At 67.6% G+C, this 14,773-nt stretch carries 15 protein-coding genes; 9 read left to right on the top strand and 6 right to left on the bottom strand.

Annotation, left to right across the window (positions count from 1 at the left end; all coding sequences use genetic code 11):
- Positions 1–56: 56 nt before the first annotated feature.
- From SAHL_RS09045 to SAHL_RS17825, 6 genes are all read left to right on the top strand, one after another.
- Positions 57–1,304 (top strand): acetamidase/formamidase family protein, encoded by a 1,248-nt coding sequence (locus SAHL_RS09045; protein ID WP_123591092.1) that lies wholly within the window; start codon positions 57–59, stop codon positions 1,302–1,304.
- A gap of 103 nt (positions 1,305–1,407) precedes the next feature.
- Positions 1,408–1,566 carry a YqaE/Pmp3 family membrane protein gene (locus SAHL_RS09040; RefSeq protein ID WP_123591091.1) on the top strand — a complete coding sequence of 53 codons (159 nt, stop codon included), beginning with the start codon at positions 1,408–1,410 and terminating at the stop codon, positions 1,564–1,566.
- A 99-nt stretch (positions 1,567–1,665) separates the two neighbouring features.
- A complete protein-coding gene (locus SAHL_RS09035) occupies positions 1,666–2,658 on the top strand; it encodes an LLM class flavin-dependent oxidoreductase (protein WP_123591090.1) in 993 nt (330 codons plus the stop codon).
- Positions 2,659–2,811: 153 nt separating this feature from the next.
- Positions 2,812–3,252 (top strand): MarR family winged helix-turn-helix transcriptional regulator, encoded by a 441-nt coding sequence (locus SAHL_RS09030; RefSeq protein WP_281272998.1) that lies wholly within the window; start codon positions 2,812–2,814, stop codon positions 3,250–3,252.
- 103 nt (positions 3,253–3,355) lie between these two features.
- Positions 3,356–3,985 (top strand): hypothetical protein, encoded by a 630-nt coding sequence (locus tag SAHL_RS09025; RefSeq protein WP_123591088.1) that lies wholly within the window; start codon positions 3,356–3,358, stop codon positions 3,983–3,985.
- Between the two features lie 85 nt (positions 3,986–4,070).
- On the top strand, positions 4,071–4,433 hold the full coding sequence (locus SAHL_RS17825) for a hypothetical protein (RefSeq protein ID WP_184947568.1): 363 nt from the start codon (positions 4,071–4,073) through the stop codon (positions 4,431–4,433).
- 68 nt (positions 4,434–4,501) lie between these two features.
- Here SAHL_RS17825 and SAHL_RS09015 read toward each other — a convergent pair whose 3' ends face one another.
- Both SAHL_RS09015 and SAHL_RS09010 read right to left on the bottom strand, forming a co-directional pair.
- Positions 4,502–5,668, bottom strand: coding sequence for an acyl-CoA dehydrogenase (locus tag SAHL_RS09015; protein ID WP_123591086.1), 1,167 nt, complete (start codon positions 5,666–5,668; stop codon positions 4,502–4,504).
- Positions 5,665–6,873, bottom strand: a complete 1,209-nt coding sequence (locus SAHL_RS09010) for a 3-oxoadipyl-CoA thiolase (protein WP_123591085.1) — start codon at positions 6,871–6,873, stop codon at positions 5,665–5,667. Before SAHL_RS09010 ends, SAHL_RS09015 begins: the two co-directional genes overlap by 4 nt.
- Before the next feature lie 373 nt (positions 6,874–7,246).
- Between SAHL_RS09010 and SAHL_RS09005 the strand changes: the two genes are divergently transcribed.
- Positions 7,247–8,716 (top strand): hypothetical protein, encoded by a 1,470-nt coding sequence (locus SAHL_RS09005; protein WP_221177893.1) that lies wholly within the window; start codon positions 7,247–7,249, stop codon positions 8,714–8,716.
- Positions 8,717–8,806: 90 nt separating this feature from the next.
- Positions 8,807–9,565: a class II aldolase/adducin family protein gene (locus tag SAHL_RS09000; RefSeq protein WP_123591084.1), complete on the top strand. Its 759-nt coding sequence runs from the start codon at positions 8,807–8,809 to the stop codon at positions 9,563–9,565.
- A gap of 463 nt (positions 9,566–10,028) precedes the next feature.
- Here the strand turns inward: SAHL_RS09000 and SAHL_RS08995 are convergent, their stop codons facing one another.
- Entirely contained in the window at positions 10,029–10,568 is a 540-nt protein-coding gene (locus tag SAHL_RS08995; RefSeq protein ID WP_123591083.1) for a hypothetical protein, read from the bottom strand.
- Positions 10,569–11,150: 582 nt separating this feature from the next.
- Positions 11,151–12,575 carry a dynamin family protein gene (locus SAHL_RS08990; RefSeq protein WP_123591082.1) on the bottom strand — a complete coding sequence of 475 codons (1,425 nt, stop codon included), beginning with the start codon at positions 12,573–12,575 and terminating at the stop codon, positions 11,151–11,153.
- A gap of 597 nt (positions 12,576–13,172) precedes the next feature.
- Here SAHL_RS08990 and SAHL_RS08985 point away from each other — a divergent pair.
- Positions 13,173–13,673 (top strand): OsmC family protein, encoded by a 501-nt coding sequence (locus SAHL_RS08985; RefSeq protein WP_123591081.1) that lies wholly within the window; start codon positions 13,173–13,175, stop codon positions 13,671–13,673.
- A gap of 160 nt (positions 13,674–13,833) precedes the next feature.
- On the opposite strand, the gene SAHL_RS08980 is transcribed toward SAHL_RS08985, so the two are convergent.
- The gene (locus tag SAHL_RS08980) at positions 13,834–13,992 is read right to left on the bottom strand and encodes a DUF2256 domain-containing protein (RefSeq protein WP_184947567.1); all 159 of its coding nucleotides are present in this window, start codon (positions 13,990–13,992) and stop codon (positions 13,834–13,836) included.
- A gap of 281 nt (positions 13,993–14,273) precedes the next feature.
- Positions 14,274–14,741 (bottom strand): GNAT family N-acetyltransferase, encoded by a 468-nt coding sequence (locus SAHL_RS08975; protein WP_221177891.1) that lies wholly within the window; start codon positions 14,739–14,741, stop codon positions 14,274–14,276.
- Between the last annotated feature and the right edge of the window lie 32 nt (positions 14,742–14,773).

Below are 14,773 nucleotides of genomic sequence, written 5' to 3'. Positions count from 1 at the left end.
GGTCCTGGCGCGACTCTTGCTTCAACGCAAGCGCCATTCAATACGATGATGACTTCATGACACGACGCCTCGCCGCCCTACTGGCGCTGAACTGTGCGCTGGGCACCGCTGTCGCGGCCGATACCGCCGACGACTTCGATATTCTTCAGCCGCTGCAGGATCAACCCGGCAAGCTCGACTCCGGCGAGCACGCCGGTGATTACTACGTCCCGTCCACCGTGGATACGGTGCGCTGGGGCTATCTGCCCAATAAGAGTGCAGAGCCGGTCCTGACCGTGCCCTCCGGTAGCACAGTCACCTTCGACACGATCTCGCACGAGGGCATCCTCGAGGACCAGGGCCGCGACCCGGTCGCCTATTTCGCTGACAAGGGGATCGCCGAGGAGGCTGTGCTCGACGACGCCATCGCGATCACCGCGTCGGATCTCGAGCACGACTTCGCCAACGACGGCCCGCACATCGTCACCGGGCCGGTGGCCGTCGAGGGCGCCGAACCCGGGGACGTGCTCAAGGTCGAGGTCGTCAAGCTCGAACCGCGCGTACCCTACGGCGTGATCTCGAACCGCCACGGCAAGGGCGCGCTGCCCGGCGAGTTCCCGAAGAAGGAACAGAAGGACGATCCCAGCAGCGAACATCCCGAGCGCTACGGCAACGTGTCGATCTTTTCACCGATCGAGCGTGATGGCGACGACTGGTACGGCCTGCTCGATGCCGGCGACGGCCGCACCATCCGCTACCCGCTGCATCCGTTCATGGGCATCATGGGCGTGGCGCCGGACACCACCGACCCGGTCAACTCCGTACCGCCGCAGCGCATCGGCGGCAACGCCGACATCAACGACCTGGGCGAAGGCAGCACCGTCTACTATCCGGTCGAGGCGGCGGGCGCGCTGTTCTACACCGGCGACAGCCACTTCACCCAGGGTGACGGCGAAGTCGCGCTGACCGCACTCGAGGGCTCGATGCGTGCGACCCTGCGCCTGACGCTGCTCGAGAGCGGCAAGGACGACCTGCCGGGCGAATCGGTCGACAAGCTGCTCGGCGAGACCGGCGACTACTGGATCACCGTCGGCCTCGATCCGGACCTCGACATGGCGATGAAGGACGCCGTGCGCGAGTCCATCCGCTTCCTGCATCAGCACTACGACATCGACGAGGCGCTGGCGCTGGCCTATCTGAGCGCGGCGACCGACTTCGAAGTCTCGCAGGTCGTGGACAAGACGAAGGGCATTCACGCCCTGATCCGCAAGTCCGATTTCGAGGACTTCGACACCGACGCCGACAGCGGGCCGGACGCCGACTGACTAAGCCCGAGGACGGCGGGCGCCGCCTCGGCGCGGCGCCCGCCTATCCGCGGCTCGATTGAGACGTTACGATGCCGGCATACGATTCATCAAACCGCATGTCATGGACGTCATCCGCATTCTGCTGTCGATTCTCCTGCCCCCCGTCGGGGTCTTTCTGCAGGTGGGCATCGGCCTTCACTTCTGGCTCAACATCCTGCTGACGCTGCTCGGCTACATCCCCGGCATCATCCACGCGATCTACATCATCATTCGACGCTAGCCCAGCGTCGGATCCGGGTCGCGCCGGGCTGTAAAACACGGGCTCGACGCCCCATATCGGTCCGACACGCTACTCATACCGTCGGAGCCCACGCCCGTCATGGATTTTCCGCTTTCCGTACTCGATCTCGTCCCCGTGCCCAGCGGGACACCCGCGTCGGCCGCGATGCGCTCGAGCATCGACCTGGCGCGGACCGCCGAACGCCTCGGCTTCGAGCGCTACTGGATATCAGAGCATCACAGCATGCCCGCGATCTCCAGCTCCGCGCCCGAGGTGCTGCTGGCACGGATTGCGGCGTTGACAGAGCGTATCCGTGTGGGCTCGGGCGGCATCATGCTGCCCAATCACGTGCCGATGCGCGTCGCCGAGATATTCCACACCCTGGCCGGGCTCTATCCCGGACGCGTGGATCTGGGTCTCGGTCGCGCGCCGGGCTCCGACGCCCGGGCCAGCCGCGCCCTGCGTGCAGCCTCGGGAGAGCAGTTCAGCGAGATGCTCAACGAGCTCTGGGCGCTGTCCCATGGCAGTCTTAACCGCGGCCATCCCTATCACGGCGTCACCGTGATGCCGGACGATGTCGAGTTGCCGCCGATCTGGATCCTGGGCTCGAGCGGCGCGAGCGCCCACTCCGCCGGTGCCGCTGGCATGGGCTACAGCTTCGCGAGCCACTTCAGCCCGGTACCGGCGGAACCCGCGCTGCGACGCTATCGCGATGCGTTCCAGCCCTCGGCGGCGTTCCCGACGCCCCACGCCATCCTCGGCGTATCGGTGATCTGCGCGCCGACCGATGAAGAGGCCGAACACCTGGCCGCCACCGTCGACCTCATGTGGCTGCGGCTGCGCAAGGGTGAGTTCCTGCCGTTGCCCTCCCCCGAGGAGGCGCTGGCCTACGATTACTCCGACATGGAACGCAACGCGATTCTCGAGAACCGCGATCGCCACATCATCGGCGACCCCGAAAGCGTGCGCCAACAGATCGATGCGCTGCGCGCCGACGCCCAGCCCGACGAGATCATGATCGTGTCCAACATCCACGATCCGTCAAAGCGTCTACGCTCTTACGAGCTGGTCGCCGAAGCGATGGCATCCTAGGCTCGATCTGGCGCACGCTGTCATCTTTCGTACACAACAATTTAAACCACGACCAATTCGCCAGGCACTTTAATTGGCCTCATCGCGTAAAAGCTCTCACAATGCGCTGCTAAGTCACCTCACGCGAAAGGCAACAGGATGGAGGCTTCGACCTTGACGGACAGCGACTCCGACCTGCCGCTATTATTGCAAGAGCAGCTCTGCTTTTCGCTCTACACGGCTACACACCGCATCATCCGGGCCTATCGTCCGCTGCTCGAGCCGCTCGGCCTCACCTATGTCCAGTACCTGGTGATGCTCGTGCTCTGGGAAGCCGAGCCCCGCTCCGTCGGCCAGCTTGGCAAGGAGCTGCATCTCGACAGCGGCACCCTGACCCCGCTACTCAAGCGCATGGAGAAATCCGGGCTGGTCGAACGGCATCGTGACAGCGACGACGAGCGCCGCGTGCTGATTCACCTGACAGACGAGGGGCGGCAGCTGCGCGAAAAGGCTCATGACATCCATGAGCAGATGATCTGCAAGACCGAACTCTCGCGTCCCGAGGTTCAGGATCTGCGCGCCCGAATCATGGCACTGGTGCACTCACTGGGCTGAGCGACACACGCCCACCCGTCTGAGTGGAATTACGCATGGCCGGATCGGCGGGGCTGTAACAGAATCCGACGCCCACTCCGATTCACGCGATACAGATGCCGCCATGTGGCAATGGATGAACGACAACTCGGGTGCACTGTCCGTCTTCACCAGCATCGGCACGCTGCTGGTATGGCTGTTCTACGCGCATCTGCTGCTTTCGGGCTTTCGCCGCCAACGTAAGGCCCGCGTGCTGGTGAATCAGGGCTGGGGCTCGCAGGTCGACTCCGTCTGTCTGATCAGCAACATGAGCCAGGAGGCGATCTTCATCCAGTGCATCGTATTGACGCTGCATACCGCGCAGGGCAATTACAGCAGTTCGATCACGGATCTGGAGCAGACCGACGAATCGCCCGACACCGGCCCTCTCAGCCACATCACGCGCCAGGGGCCGCTGGTGTCCGGGAGCTACATGAATCTCGGCACGTTCCGTTCGCTCATTCGTCAGGTCGCCCGCCGCTGCGGGCTGAGCGACGACGGCGAGCGTCCCATCGCCATGCTCGAACTGCATTCGGTCACGATCACGGTCATCAGCAGCTACGGCCCCGAACACGGCGCCATCGGCTCGCAGCGCAACTTTCTGATCCGGGGTGAGGACAACGACCTCATGCGTCCGGCCACAACCACCACGGAGCGGCTCAAGCACAAGGACGCCAACCGCGAGCTCGAACGCTGGATCGAGTCACTGGTGTAAAAGCCGGGGCCGGCTGTACGCCGCCGCCCGACCGGCCGCACCGGGCTTTTCAGCAACGGCCCTTCTTGGCCAGGCCGGGCGGACAATGGCCGCGACCGCGATGCTCGTGACGCCCATGATCACGATAATGCCGGTCGTGATCGTCGCCGTCGGTCGTGATCGCGGCACCGCCGGCCGCTCCGGCTGCGCCGCCGAGTATGGCCCCGGTGCGGCCGCCGACCTCATTGCCGATGGCCGATCCGGCCGCACCGCCGAGGCCGCCGCCGATCGCGGCGTCGAGCGTCTCGTCGTCCAGCGCCAGGGCCGGCGTGGCTACGGCCAACGCCAGCAGCGCCGTCGCTGCGATACGATAAACATTGAGATCTTTCATTGTCGCGCTCCCGTTCGCGCCGAATACGAGCCCCGGCACGTCATCGAATTCGCGAACAGTAGATCTCTAGTCGACTGAACCGCCCATTAATCCCCGAGCAAATCTCCGGGCAAACGCCGGCCGCCGAGACGGCCGGCGTCCATCGGTCAACCGAAGGCCTGGATCCCGGTCTGCGAGCGACCCAGGATGAGCGCATGCACGTCGTGCGTGCCCTCGTAGGTGTTCACGGCCTCCAGATTCATCACGTGACGAATGACGTGATACTCGTCGGATATGCCGTTGCCGCCGTGCATGTCGCGCGCGGTACGCGCGATATCCAGCGCCTTGCCGCAGTTGTTGCGCTTCATCAGCGACACCATCTCCGGAGCCCAGTTGCCCTCGTCCATGAGCCGGCCCAGACGCAGGGCGCCCTGCAGTCCGAGGGTGGTGTCGGTCTGCATGTCGGCGAGCTTCTTCTGGATGAGCTGGGTCGCGGCCAGCGGCCGTCCGAACTGCTTGCGCTCCAGCGTGTAGCCGCGGGCGGCCTGCCAGCAGAACTCGGCCGCGCCCATCGCACCCCAGGAAATGCCGTATCGAGCCTTGTTCAGGCAGGAGAACGGGCCCTTGAGGCCTTCCACGTCGAGCCGGTTCTCGTCGGGCACGAAGCAGTCATCGAACATGATCTGGCCAGTCTCGGAGGCGCGCAGCGAGAACTTGCCCTCGAGCTTGGGCGTTGACATGCCGCCGAAATCGCGCTCGACCACGAAGCCGTTGATCTTGCCGTCCAGATTGGCCCAGACCACGGCCACGTCGGCGATCGGCGAGTTGGTGATCCAGGTCTTGGCGCCGTTGAGGACATAGCCGCCGTCGACCTTCCTCGCCTTGGTGCTCATCGAACCCGGATCGGAACCGTGATCGGGCTCGGTCAGGCCGAAGCAGCCGACCCATTCGCCGCTGGCCAGCTTCGGCAGGTACTTCTTGCGCACCGCCTCGCTGCCGAAAGTGTAGATCGGAAACATCACCAGCGACGACTGCACGCTCATCGCCGAGCGGTAGCCGGAATCGACCGACTCCACTTCACGCGCGAGCAGGCCGTAGCAGACGTGATTCAGTCCGGCCCCGCCGTATTCCTCGGGGATGGTGGCGCCGAGCATGCCCAGCTCGCCCATCTCGGTCATGATCTCGCGATGGAAGACCTCGTGGCGGTTGGCCTCGAGCACCCGCGGCATGAGGCTGTTCTGGCAATAGTCGTGACCCGCGTCGCGGATCATGCGTTCGTCGTCGGTCAGCTGCGCGTCGAGATGCAGCGGATCGGACCAGGCAAAGTCTTTCATTCGGGGTTCCTCTCGATGAGCATGGCCACGCCCTGCCCGATGCCGATGCACAGGCTGATCAGGGCATAACGGCCGTTGACGCGTTCCAGCTGGCGCAGCCCGGTAAGCGCCAGGCGCGAACCCGAGGCGCCCAGGGGATGGCCCACCGCGATGGCGCCGCCGTTGGGGTTCAGGCGTTCGTCATCGCCGGACAGGCCGAGTTCCTTGCAGCAGCCGAGCACCTGTGCGGCGAAGGCCTCGTTGATCTCGATCACGTCCATGTCGGACAGGCTGAGGCCCGCGCGCTCGAGCACCTTGTTGCAGGCACCGATCGGCCCGAGCCCCATCACCCGCGGCGGCACACCGACGACGCCGCCGGCGATGATGCGCGCCCGCGGTGCCAGGCCGGCCGCCTCGCCCGCGGCCCTGGAGCCGACGATCAACGCGCCCGCACCGTCGTTCACACCCGAGGCGTTACCCGCGGTGATGATGCCGTTGGCAACGATCGGCGGCAGCTTGGCGAGCTTGTCCGCGGTGCTGGTCGGACGCGGATGCTCGTCGGCGTCGACCGTCAGCGGCGGCTGCTTGCGCCCCTGCGGGACCTCCAGCGGCATGATCTCGTCGTCGAAGAAGCCGTCGGCGCGTGCGGCCTCGTAGCGGGCCTGCGACTGCGCGGCGTAGGCATCGGCGGCCTCGCGCGAAATACCGAAATCGTCAGCGACGTTCTGCGCCGTCTCGGGCATCGCATCCGAGCCGTATTCGGCCAGAATCTTCGGGTTGGGGAAACGCGCACCGATGGTGGAATCGAACACCGACATGTTGCGCGAATAGGCCGTCTCGGCCTTGGCCATGACGAACGGCGCCCGGCTCATCGACTCGACCCCGCCGGCGATGACCAGCTTGCCTTCGCCGACCGTGACCGCACGCGCGGCATCCACGGTCGCGGCGAGACCGCTACCGCACAGCCGGTTGACCGTCTGCCCGGCGACCTCCACCGGCAGACCGGCGAGCAGGCCGGCATGACGCGCCACGTTGCGCGCGTCCTCACCCGCCTGGTTCGTGCAGCCGGCGACGACGTCCTCGTAGTCGCCGAGTGCGAACGGATTGCGCTCGACCAGCGTGCGGATCACCGCAGCCAGCATGTCGTCCGGGCGCACCGGCGCGAGCGCGCCGGCGTGACGACCGAAGGCCGTGCGCACACCATCGTAGATATAAGCATCCAGCATGAATTCTCCCGCACTGTGTGAAGACCGGCCCTCGAACGCGGCACGAGTGCCCGCCCGGACCGGTCCCGGCCGGTTGCGGGCTGGCGTCTCGAATCGACGACCGGCGGATTGTCACGGCATCTCCAGGGCGCGACGGCTGTCGACAGCCTAATCCCGCCTAGCGAAACACCATTTTGAAACTTGACCGCGCGAGAATAGGCGTTGACAGTACACAACGCAACCTGTGTCCAGACCAGCGGCCGGTGCGATCACGGCGCCGGGGACGAGCGCGTGGCCGCCACCGTCGGGGCGCTGCACGGGCACGCCTTCCGTCGCAAACGAGACGCCGCTCAGGGAGACCGCATGTCGGCCGAGGCCGCCTTTTTGTACGCTCGTGGCCGCTGAAGCGACGCATACCGGATTGCGCGCCCGCCCGCTCGGGTCCCTGCTGCGCCGGTGCGCGGACTACAGTCTGCCACTGTGCATGGTCTGCACGCTCGCGGTCATCGTCGGCGATCTGGACGCCGCCCGCTGGCCGGCGCGGCTGGCGCTGGTCGTGTATCTCGCGGCGCAGTGGCGCCGCCAGAGCCCACTCGCCCGTGGTCTGCTGCTCACGGGGCTGGCGCTGGCGTTCGGCATCGCGGTGCTGCATACCCGCCCTGCACCGCTGCTGGCCCACGCGCTCGATCGCTTCTGTTTCTTCGCCACCTTCGTCTCCGCGCTCGGCATGCTGCGCATCGCGGCGATGCGTTCGCGACTGATCCGCGAATCCGGCCAGGCGCTGGTGCGCCAGCGGCCGACGCGACGCTATCCGATCCTGGCTCTCGGTACCGGTCTGTTCGGCATCATCGTCAACATCGGCGTGCTGAGCCTGTTCGGCGCCCTGATCAAGCGCAGCAACAGCCTGCGGGCCGCCGGCGGCCACGAATGGGTCCGCGAGACCCGCGAGCGCCGCATGATGCTGGCCATGCTGCGCGGCTTCGCCCTGGTGCCGCTGACCTCGCCGCTGTCGATCACCATGGCCGTGATCCTGTCGAACATGCCCGCGCTGACCTGGTTCGACATCGCCCCGGTGGCGCTGCCGACCGGCGCCCTGGTGTTCGGTCTGGGCTGGCTGTTCGACTGGCTGCAGCGCCCCGCCCCCAGCGGGCTCGCCCTGCCGGAGGCCGAGGCTCCGTCGCTGGCGCCGTTCGGCCGCTTCGTGATGCTGGCGGGCGCGATCACCTGCACCGTGTTCGGCGTGGCCGCCATCGGCGGCATCGGTCTGCCGGTGGCCGTGCTCATCGCCTGTCCGCTGAGCGCGTTCGCATGGCTGGCGCTGCAGCGCCGGCGCCTCGGCGGGGGCACGGGCGTGGGCCGCGCCGCGCTGCTGCTGTCGCGGCACGCGCGGCTGATATTCGGGGCCAACCGGATCGAGATCGCGGTGCTCGGCGGCTCCGGCTTTCTCGGCGCACTAGTCGCCCCACTCGTGGATACCGAGCGCCTCGGCGACCTGCTGCTGGCCAGCGGTCTGCACGGTCCGGCCGCGGCGGTCACGGCGATGCTGGTGGTGACAGCGTTCGCGCAGATCGGGCTCAATCCGATCGTCACCGCCACGCTCATCCTCGGCGTGCTGCCCGAACCCGCCACGATCGGCCTTCATCCGGTGGTGCTCGCCGCGGCGCTGATGAGCGCCTGGGCGCTGTCGATGCTGTCGTCGCCGTTCACCGCGGTCATGCTGATTCTCTCCGGGCTTACTGGGCGCTCGACCTATGCGATCACCTGGCGCTGGAACGGCGCGTTCTTTCTGCTGACGACGGTCGCGCTCTCGCTGTGGCTGATCGCGCTCGGCCTCGTCATGACCCCGGCCGGCGCGCCGGGCTGACGCTGCGCGCCGACGCCACCCCAAATTGACGCTCCACCGTCGACCGTCTACCTTGCCCATACAACGAATCCAATCCGCCGGAGGACCGCCATGGCCACAAACGCCACCGCCCGCAACGAACAGATGAGCGACGCCGAATGGACGGTCCGCAAGGATCTCGCCGCCGCCTATCGGCTGGTCGCTCTGTACGGCTGGGACGATCTGGTGTTCACCCACCTGTCGGCGCGCGTGCCCGGGCCGGAGCATCATTTTCTGATCAATCCCTACGGTTTTCTGTTCGACGAGATCACGGCCTCGTCGCTGATCAAGGTCGACGAGAACGGGGAGATCGTCGACCCGGGGGCGACCAACCGCGTCAATCCGGCCGGCTTCACCATCCACAGCGCCGTGCACATGGCGCGCGAGGAAGCCGGCGCCGTGCTGCATCTGCACGCCGCCGACGGCGTGGCGGTCAGCGCCCACGCCGACGGCCTGCTGCCGCTGTCCCAGACCGCGATGCTGTGCATCCCGCACATCACCTTCCACGAATACGAGGGTGTCGCGCTCGATCTCGACGAACGCGAGCGCCTGGTGGCCGATCTCGGCGACCACGACATCATGCTGCTGCGCAACCACGGCACGCTGACCGTCGGCAAGGATGTCGGCGAAGCCTTCACCTATATGTACTTCCTGATGAAGGCCTGCCAGATCCAGGTACGCACCCTGGCCATGGGCGAAACCCACCTGCCCGGCCAGCATGCGCTCGACACCACCGCCGATCAGGCCAAGAGCCTGGGCAAGGGCAGCAAGCTGGCCTGGCCCGCGCTGATCCGCAAGCTCGAGCGCATGGGAAGCGACTACGCGACCTGAGGCCGCTTAACGCTGCATGCAAGCACGCGCCGGGCATGTTTGCGAGAACACGGAGACGCAGCCTGTCCCCGGGCGATCGCTCGGGGGCGGCCTGCGATGCTCTTGGGTTGCCACACGACGGGACTTGGCCCGAGACCCATGAAAGTCCGGCCATGGGCCCTAGGGCGCCGCCGGTCTTGCAGAACACGTCGATCGGGCACCGACGCGGCGTTCGCCTCGGGTTTTGACGGGCGCCGGAGGCGGCCGGCCGCCTCGAACTAGGCGGCCACCCGCCAACGGATTAGCGAGCGGGCCCACCCGAAAGCCCGACGCCGCGGTCCGAATTCGCGCGGGCGACGGTATCGCGGCGCGATGGCTGGCTAGCCCGGCCAGGCGACCCGGTCAAGGACTCGGAGCCGCGCGGCGCGTCGATTCCGGATCTAATGCCGAACCGACGGGCCCGCCTTCGCGCCCCCTCGCCGATCTAGGACTGACTTTCGTTGCGCTGGTAGCGATTCTCCGCGGATCTCATCAGATCGCGTCCGCGATCGATGAGCTGCTGGCCGCTGCGCAGCCGGGACTCGCCTTCCTCGATGCGTTCGTTCGCCGCCTCGACGCGCTCGCGTCCGCGCTTGATCCGACTCTCGCCTTCGCGCCACTCCTCGGCGATCTGCTCGAGACGTTCGTTGCGCCGGTCGGCGTCGCGCGCCGTCACGGTCGCCTCGCTGGCCAGTGACAGGGAGCGATAGGCCTCGCGGCTGTTCCGCACGGCCACGTTGCCGGATGCGATCAGCTTCTCGCCCTCGCGCAGTTCGGCGCGTCCCTCATCCAAAAGGCGCCGGCCGGCCTTGACCCGTTCCTCGCCCCGGCTGGCTTCATCGCTGCCCTTTTCCCACTGGCGCGCGATCTCGACGCGCGACTGGCCTTCCGCCATCACGCGGTCGGCGAACGTGGGCGGCTCGCTCGCGCAGCCGGCGACCAGCCCACCCAGCAGCGTGAATGCGATGACATGCCGACAGGACATCGGGTTCTCCTCGACGGTTATCAATTGGATTCCGCGCCTACGACCCGAGCCCGACCGGCCGATGCAGTTCAGACGAAATTATTTTGTTACGACAATGACTTGCAGCCTGAACGCTTGCAGACACGATCCGCCGAGCCGGCCTCACGGAGCCGTCTCGGCCGTCCGCGAACCGACGCCGCAGTGCCGATCGAAACAGGGAATCCCGGCACGCGAACGCGCGTCGGCTCGCGCGCAGGGATCACCGACCAGGGCACCGCATCGCCACAGCGGCCGAGGCGGTGATCGCCAGGGACAACCGACGCGATATCCGTCCACGCGCCGGTCGGCATCGACGTATGGCGGCGCAATCGGCACGGCATCATCGGCCTGCATCGAGCAGGCCGTGCGCCGCCCGACCCTCGCGCGCTCGTCTCCTCGGACCGGCGATCAGGAAATCCGGCAACGCCGGGGCGACAGGGCCGCAACGACGAGGCACAGGGGGCGGCACTCGTCGCCAATACGCCGTGGTCGACAGTTGCGGCCGGACGCCGCAGCCGACATCAGCCGGGGCCGCGCGGGCCGCCGGCCCGGCCGCGCCCACAATCAGCCCGAGGGCTGCGTGAAGCGGTCGTTGAGGCGCCGGATGATGGTTTCCTGCTTGCTGCGGATGCGGGCCACACGGCGGCGGGCGAAAAAGGTCCAGCCCTTGGGCCAGGCGCCGAACAGGCTGCGCCACCAACGCGTGTTGGCGACGAAGGCGCGCCGGATGTCGAGGCCGAACGGCTGCTGCGAGGCCGGCTCGATCGCACGCGCGATCCGGGTCGCCACCAGCGAGCGCACCCCGAAATGGATCGCCGCCAGCACGGCGACCACGACGGCGAGCAGGAACCAGCCCGCCGGGCGGCCGCTGAACAGCAGCCCCGTCAGGTCGCCCGCGGTATCAGGGGCCCAGACGAAGGCGGCGACACCGGCTGCGATCAACGGGAGAGCGATCAGGGCATCGATACCCAGCGTGCGGTTGCGCCAGCGGGCGCGCAGGGTCTGCAGGCGACCGACCCCCGCGTCGCCGGCAAGCGTGTCGGCGGCGCTGGTCATCAGCTCCACCACGCGATAGGCGCGATCCACCTCGACCCCGGTCATGCGGCGATGAATCTCGGCCAGGTCCTCGTCCTTCTTGGCCTTGAAGCGCTGAGCGAGCGATTCGTTCTCGATCGGCGGCGCCGTATCCTCGTCGTAGATGCGCAAAAAGCGACCGGCCATCAGCCCGCTGGAGGCCAGCGCCCGCTGCCAGGCGGCCACGATGTCCTCGGGGTTGTCCTCGCGCGCGGTCGCGTCGATCTGGTTGAGCACGAACACGAACTTGCTGGCATCTTCGCGGTGGATGGTACGCGCCACCAGATGCTCGAGCGTGTCGCGCATCGCCCCCGGTTCGGGATGGCGCGCATCGAAGAACACCAGCACCAGATCGGACAGATCGATAATGCGATCGGTGATGCGCAGGGTCGCCGAACGCTGGTTGTCGGCGTCGAAACCGGGCGAGTCCAACAGGATCTTGCCCCGAAGCCGCTCCGACTGGCAGGTGCGCAACTGCAGATAGTTGTTGATCCGCTGGCCCTCGCCGGCGGCGACGTCGTCGATGTCGCCACTGATCCGATAGAAGGGAAAACGCAGATCGGCATCCAGGGCCGAGCCGGGCAGCGTGCGCGGCTGGGCATCCTCGCCGTAGCAGATCACCGAAAAGCGATCGTCGACCGCCTGGTTGCCGGTGCGCTGCAGATCGGTGCCGACATAGCTGTTGATGAAGCTGGACTTGCCGGCCGAGAAGGTGCCCAGCAGCGAGATCACCGGCCACCAGGGCACGCTCCGCGTGAAACTCTCGTGGCGCGCGAGCAGGCCCATGCGGCGGGCGATCGCATCGAGGCGCCGGAACTCGGCGAGCGGTTCCAGAAGCAGCGGATTCTCGCGCTTGAGATGCGCTTCCAACGAATCCGTACGGGTCTGATCGGGGGTGGACGAACTCACGGGCATCCCTCTAATCATTAACCCGGCATGAAGATACGTTCATGCCGGGTTGATAAAGCGAGCATGCGCTAGCGTGCTCGCCGCGGCCATCGGCCGCGAAGTGCCTGAAAATAGAGGGCGGACATGCGCCGCCTCTATTTTCAAGCGCGTTGAAAACAGCTGATGATTCAGCTGTTTTGGCGCCGGTTGATAACCGAACCGAAACCGTCCCGCGGGGCGGCCGGCGCCCTATCCTACGCGATCGCCGCGGACGGGTCGCGCTGTCATGCGCCGCCTTCGCAGCGAGGCCGACGGGCGCGCCGGCCGGCCGCCGCGAGCGCCGCACGGGCGTGACGACACCGCTCGATGGCGCGCCGCATATCGTGCCCGCAAGTCGACACCATCGAGAATCACCGCGCGAGACGAGCGGCTCGGAACACCGGCCTACGCGACCGTTGCACTGCGCGACCGCGGGCCCGCCCCTGGCGACCCGTCGTACCGTCGCGCGCCAACGCGGTCGGCGACGCGCAGCGATCGATCGACGATAGGATGAGCGGGTCCAGGGAACGACATATCGGCCGCCGGCGCAGCGGCTCGACGTGATCCAAAGAAGGAGGAGCAGATATGGACGAACAGGACCTCAAGGCCGCGCAGGCACCGCTCAAGGCGCGCTACCAGACGGACCCGGCGGCCGCACGGATCACCCTCCGGGCCGGGGGCAGCCTCGGCGAAGGCGTGCGCTGCAAGGTCAAGACCGGCGAAGCGCTGGCCACGGCGGGCCTGCATCCGGCCACCGGCGGCGACGGCCAGAGCCTGTGTTCGGGCGACATGCTGCTGGAGGCGCTCGTCGCCTGCGCGGGGGTCACCCTCAACGCCGTGGCGACCTCGATGGGCATTGTGCTGCGCGACGCCCGCGTCGATGCGGAGGGCGAGCTCGATTTCCGCGGCACGCTCGGCGTGGCCCGCGACACGCCGGTCGGCTTTCAGGCCATCCGTCTGCGCTTCACGCTCGACACCGACGCCGGCGACGAGCAGCTGGACACGCTGATCAAGCTGACCGAGCGCTACTGCGTGGTGCTGCAGACGCTGACCGCGCCGCCGCGGATCACGGCCACGCGCCAGTAAGGCTCGGGCTCACGGGCCCGCCGTCGAAGCGAACGCCGGGCGGCGGTCGCGGCTGGCACGATACGCGGCGGCACGCTGATCGGCTTCGCCGCGGTGAGGCGAGGCGACCGGCGCGCCGTTGATCCTCGCTCGCCCGGCCGGTCGACTCGATCCGCGTGTTTCAGGGCTCGCCGCGGCGTTTGTGCGCGGCGCGACAGCCCTTGCTGCAGTAGCGGACCCGGTGCCAGTCGCGGGCCCACTTGCGCCGCCAGGCAAAGGGACGCCCGCAGTGGGCGCAGGTCTTTTCCGGCAGGTCGGCTTTTCTGCGCATCCGGGCCATCGCATCTCCATGACAACCGGTCACGCCGGCATGGCGCCACCGTTTTCGCATCGTTCCAGCCGCCCGCCGGCCTGGTCACGTTCCGGGGGGCATGATCCGGCGAATCGGGTAGCGTCGGCGCGGGCCGGATCCATGACCAACCGGCGCCGCGCGATCGCCGGGCCGTGAGCCGCTCCGCGCGTCGCGGAGACCGTGAGGCGCAGCCCGGCGACATCGATGGCGGGACCGGATGAACCGACCGTCGGGACTCGGGACCGCCCGAGCCGCCGCGCCGACCGTCGCTAGCGATGGCACAGGATGTCTTCGCCGGCCTCGCGACGCCCGGTCTCCTCGAAGCCAAGCGCCGTGTAGAGACGCCGCGCCGCCGCGTTGCCGGGGGTGAGGCTGATGAACACCGGGGCGGCCGGACGCTCGGCCTTGAGCGTATCGAGTACCGCGGCCATCGCGCGTCGGCCGTAACCCGCCCCCTGCCAGTGCACGTCGATCATGAAGCGCGGAATGCTGTAGGCGCCGGTGCTCTCGTGGAAGGTGTACATGACGAAGCCGATCGTGGTCTCGTCCGCGTAGATCGCCCGCGGCACGCAGGCCGGTTCGACGTAGGCCTCGGCGAGCGAATACAGGTTGGAGGCCAGATGCGTGGCCTGCTCCGGGCTCACCCGCAGGTGGATGCAGGTCTGCCAGTTGGCCACGGTCACCGGGGCCAGCGTGATCGTGGGCTCGGCGGCCGGGCCGCCGGACGCGTGCGCCACCGCTCAGCCCATGTCCGCGAAGGCGGATTTGT

The organism is Salinisphaera orenii subsp. halophila YIM 95161 (assembly GCF_003732545.1).
Lineage (GTDB): Bacteria > Pseudomonadota > Gammaproteobacteria > Nevskiales > Salinisphaeraceae > Salinisphaera > Salinisphaera orenii_A.
This window is presented reverse-complemented; position numbering and strand designations above follow the sequence as displayed.

Bases quoted from the DNA above. Each gene is read 5' to 3' on its own strand.
- SAHL_RS09045 (WP_123591092.1), top strand. From the start codon at position 57: ATGACACGACGCCTCGCCGCCCTACTGGCGCTGAACTGTGCGCTGGGC.
- SAHL_RS09040 (WP_123591091.1), top strand. From the start codon at position 1,408: ATGGACGTCATCCGCATTCTGCTGTCGATTCTCCTGCCCCCCGTCGGG.
- SAHL_RS09035 (WP_123591090.1), top strand. From the start codon at position 1,666: ATGGATTTTCCGCTTTCCGTACTCGATCTCGTCCCCGTGCCCAGCGGG.
- SAHL_RS09025 (WP_123591088.1), top strand. From the start codon at position 3,356: ATGTGGCAATGGATGAACGACAACTCGGGTGCACTGTCCGTCTTCACC.
- SAHL_RS17825 (WP_184947568.1), top strand. From the start codon at position 4,071: ATGGCCGCGACCGCGATGCTCGTGACGCCCATGATCACGATAATGCCG.
- SAHL_RS09015 (WP_123591086.1), bottom strand. From the start codon at position 5,668: ATGAAAGACTTTGCCTGGTCCGATCCGCTGCATCTCGACGCGCAGCTG.
- SAHL_RS09010 (WP_123591085.1), bottom strand. From the start codon at position 6,873: ATGCTGGATGCTTATATCTACGATGGTGTGCGCACGGCCTTCGGTCGT.
- SAHL_RS09000 (WP_123591084.1), top strand. From the start codon at position 8,807: ATGGCCACAAACGCCACCGCCCGCAACGAACAGATGAGCGACGCCGAA.
- SAHL_RS08995 (WP_123591083.1), bottom strand. From the start codon at position 10,568: ATGTCCTGTCGGCATGTCATCGCATTCACGCTGCTGGGTGGGCTGGTC.
- SAHL_RS08990 (WP_123591082.1), bottom strand. From the start codon at position 12,575: ATGCCCGTGAGTTCGTCCACCCCCGATCAGACCCGTACGGATTCGTTG.
- SAHL_RS08985 (WP_123591081.1), top strand. From the start codon at position 13,173: ATGGACGAACAGGACCTCAAGGCCGCGCAGGCACCGCTCAAGGCGCGC.
- SAHL_RS08980 (WP_184947567.1), bottom strand. From the start codon at position 13,992: ATGGCCCGGATGCGCAGAAAAGCCGACCTGCCGGAAAAGACCTGCGCC.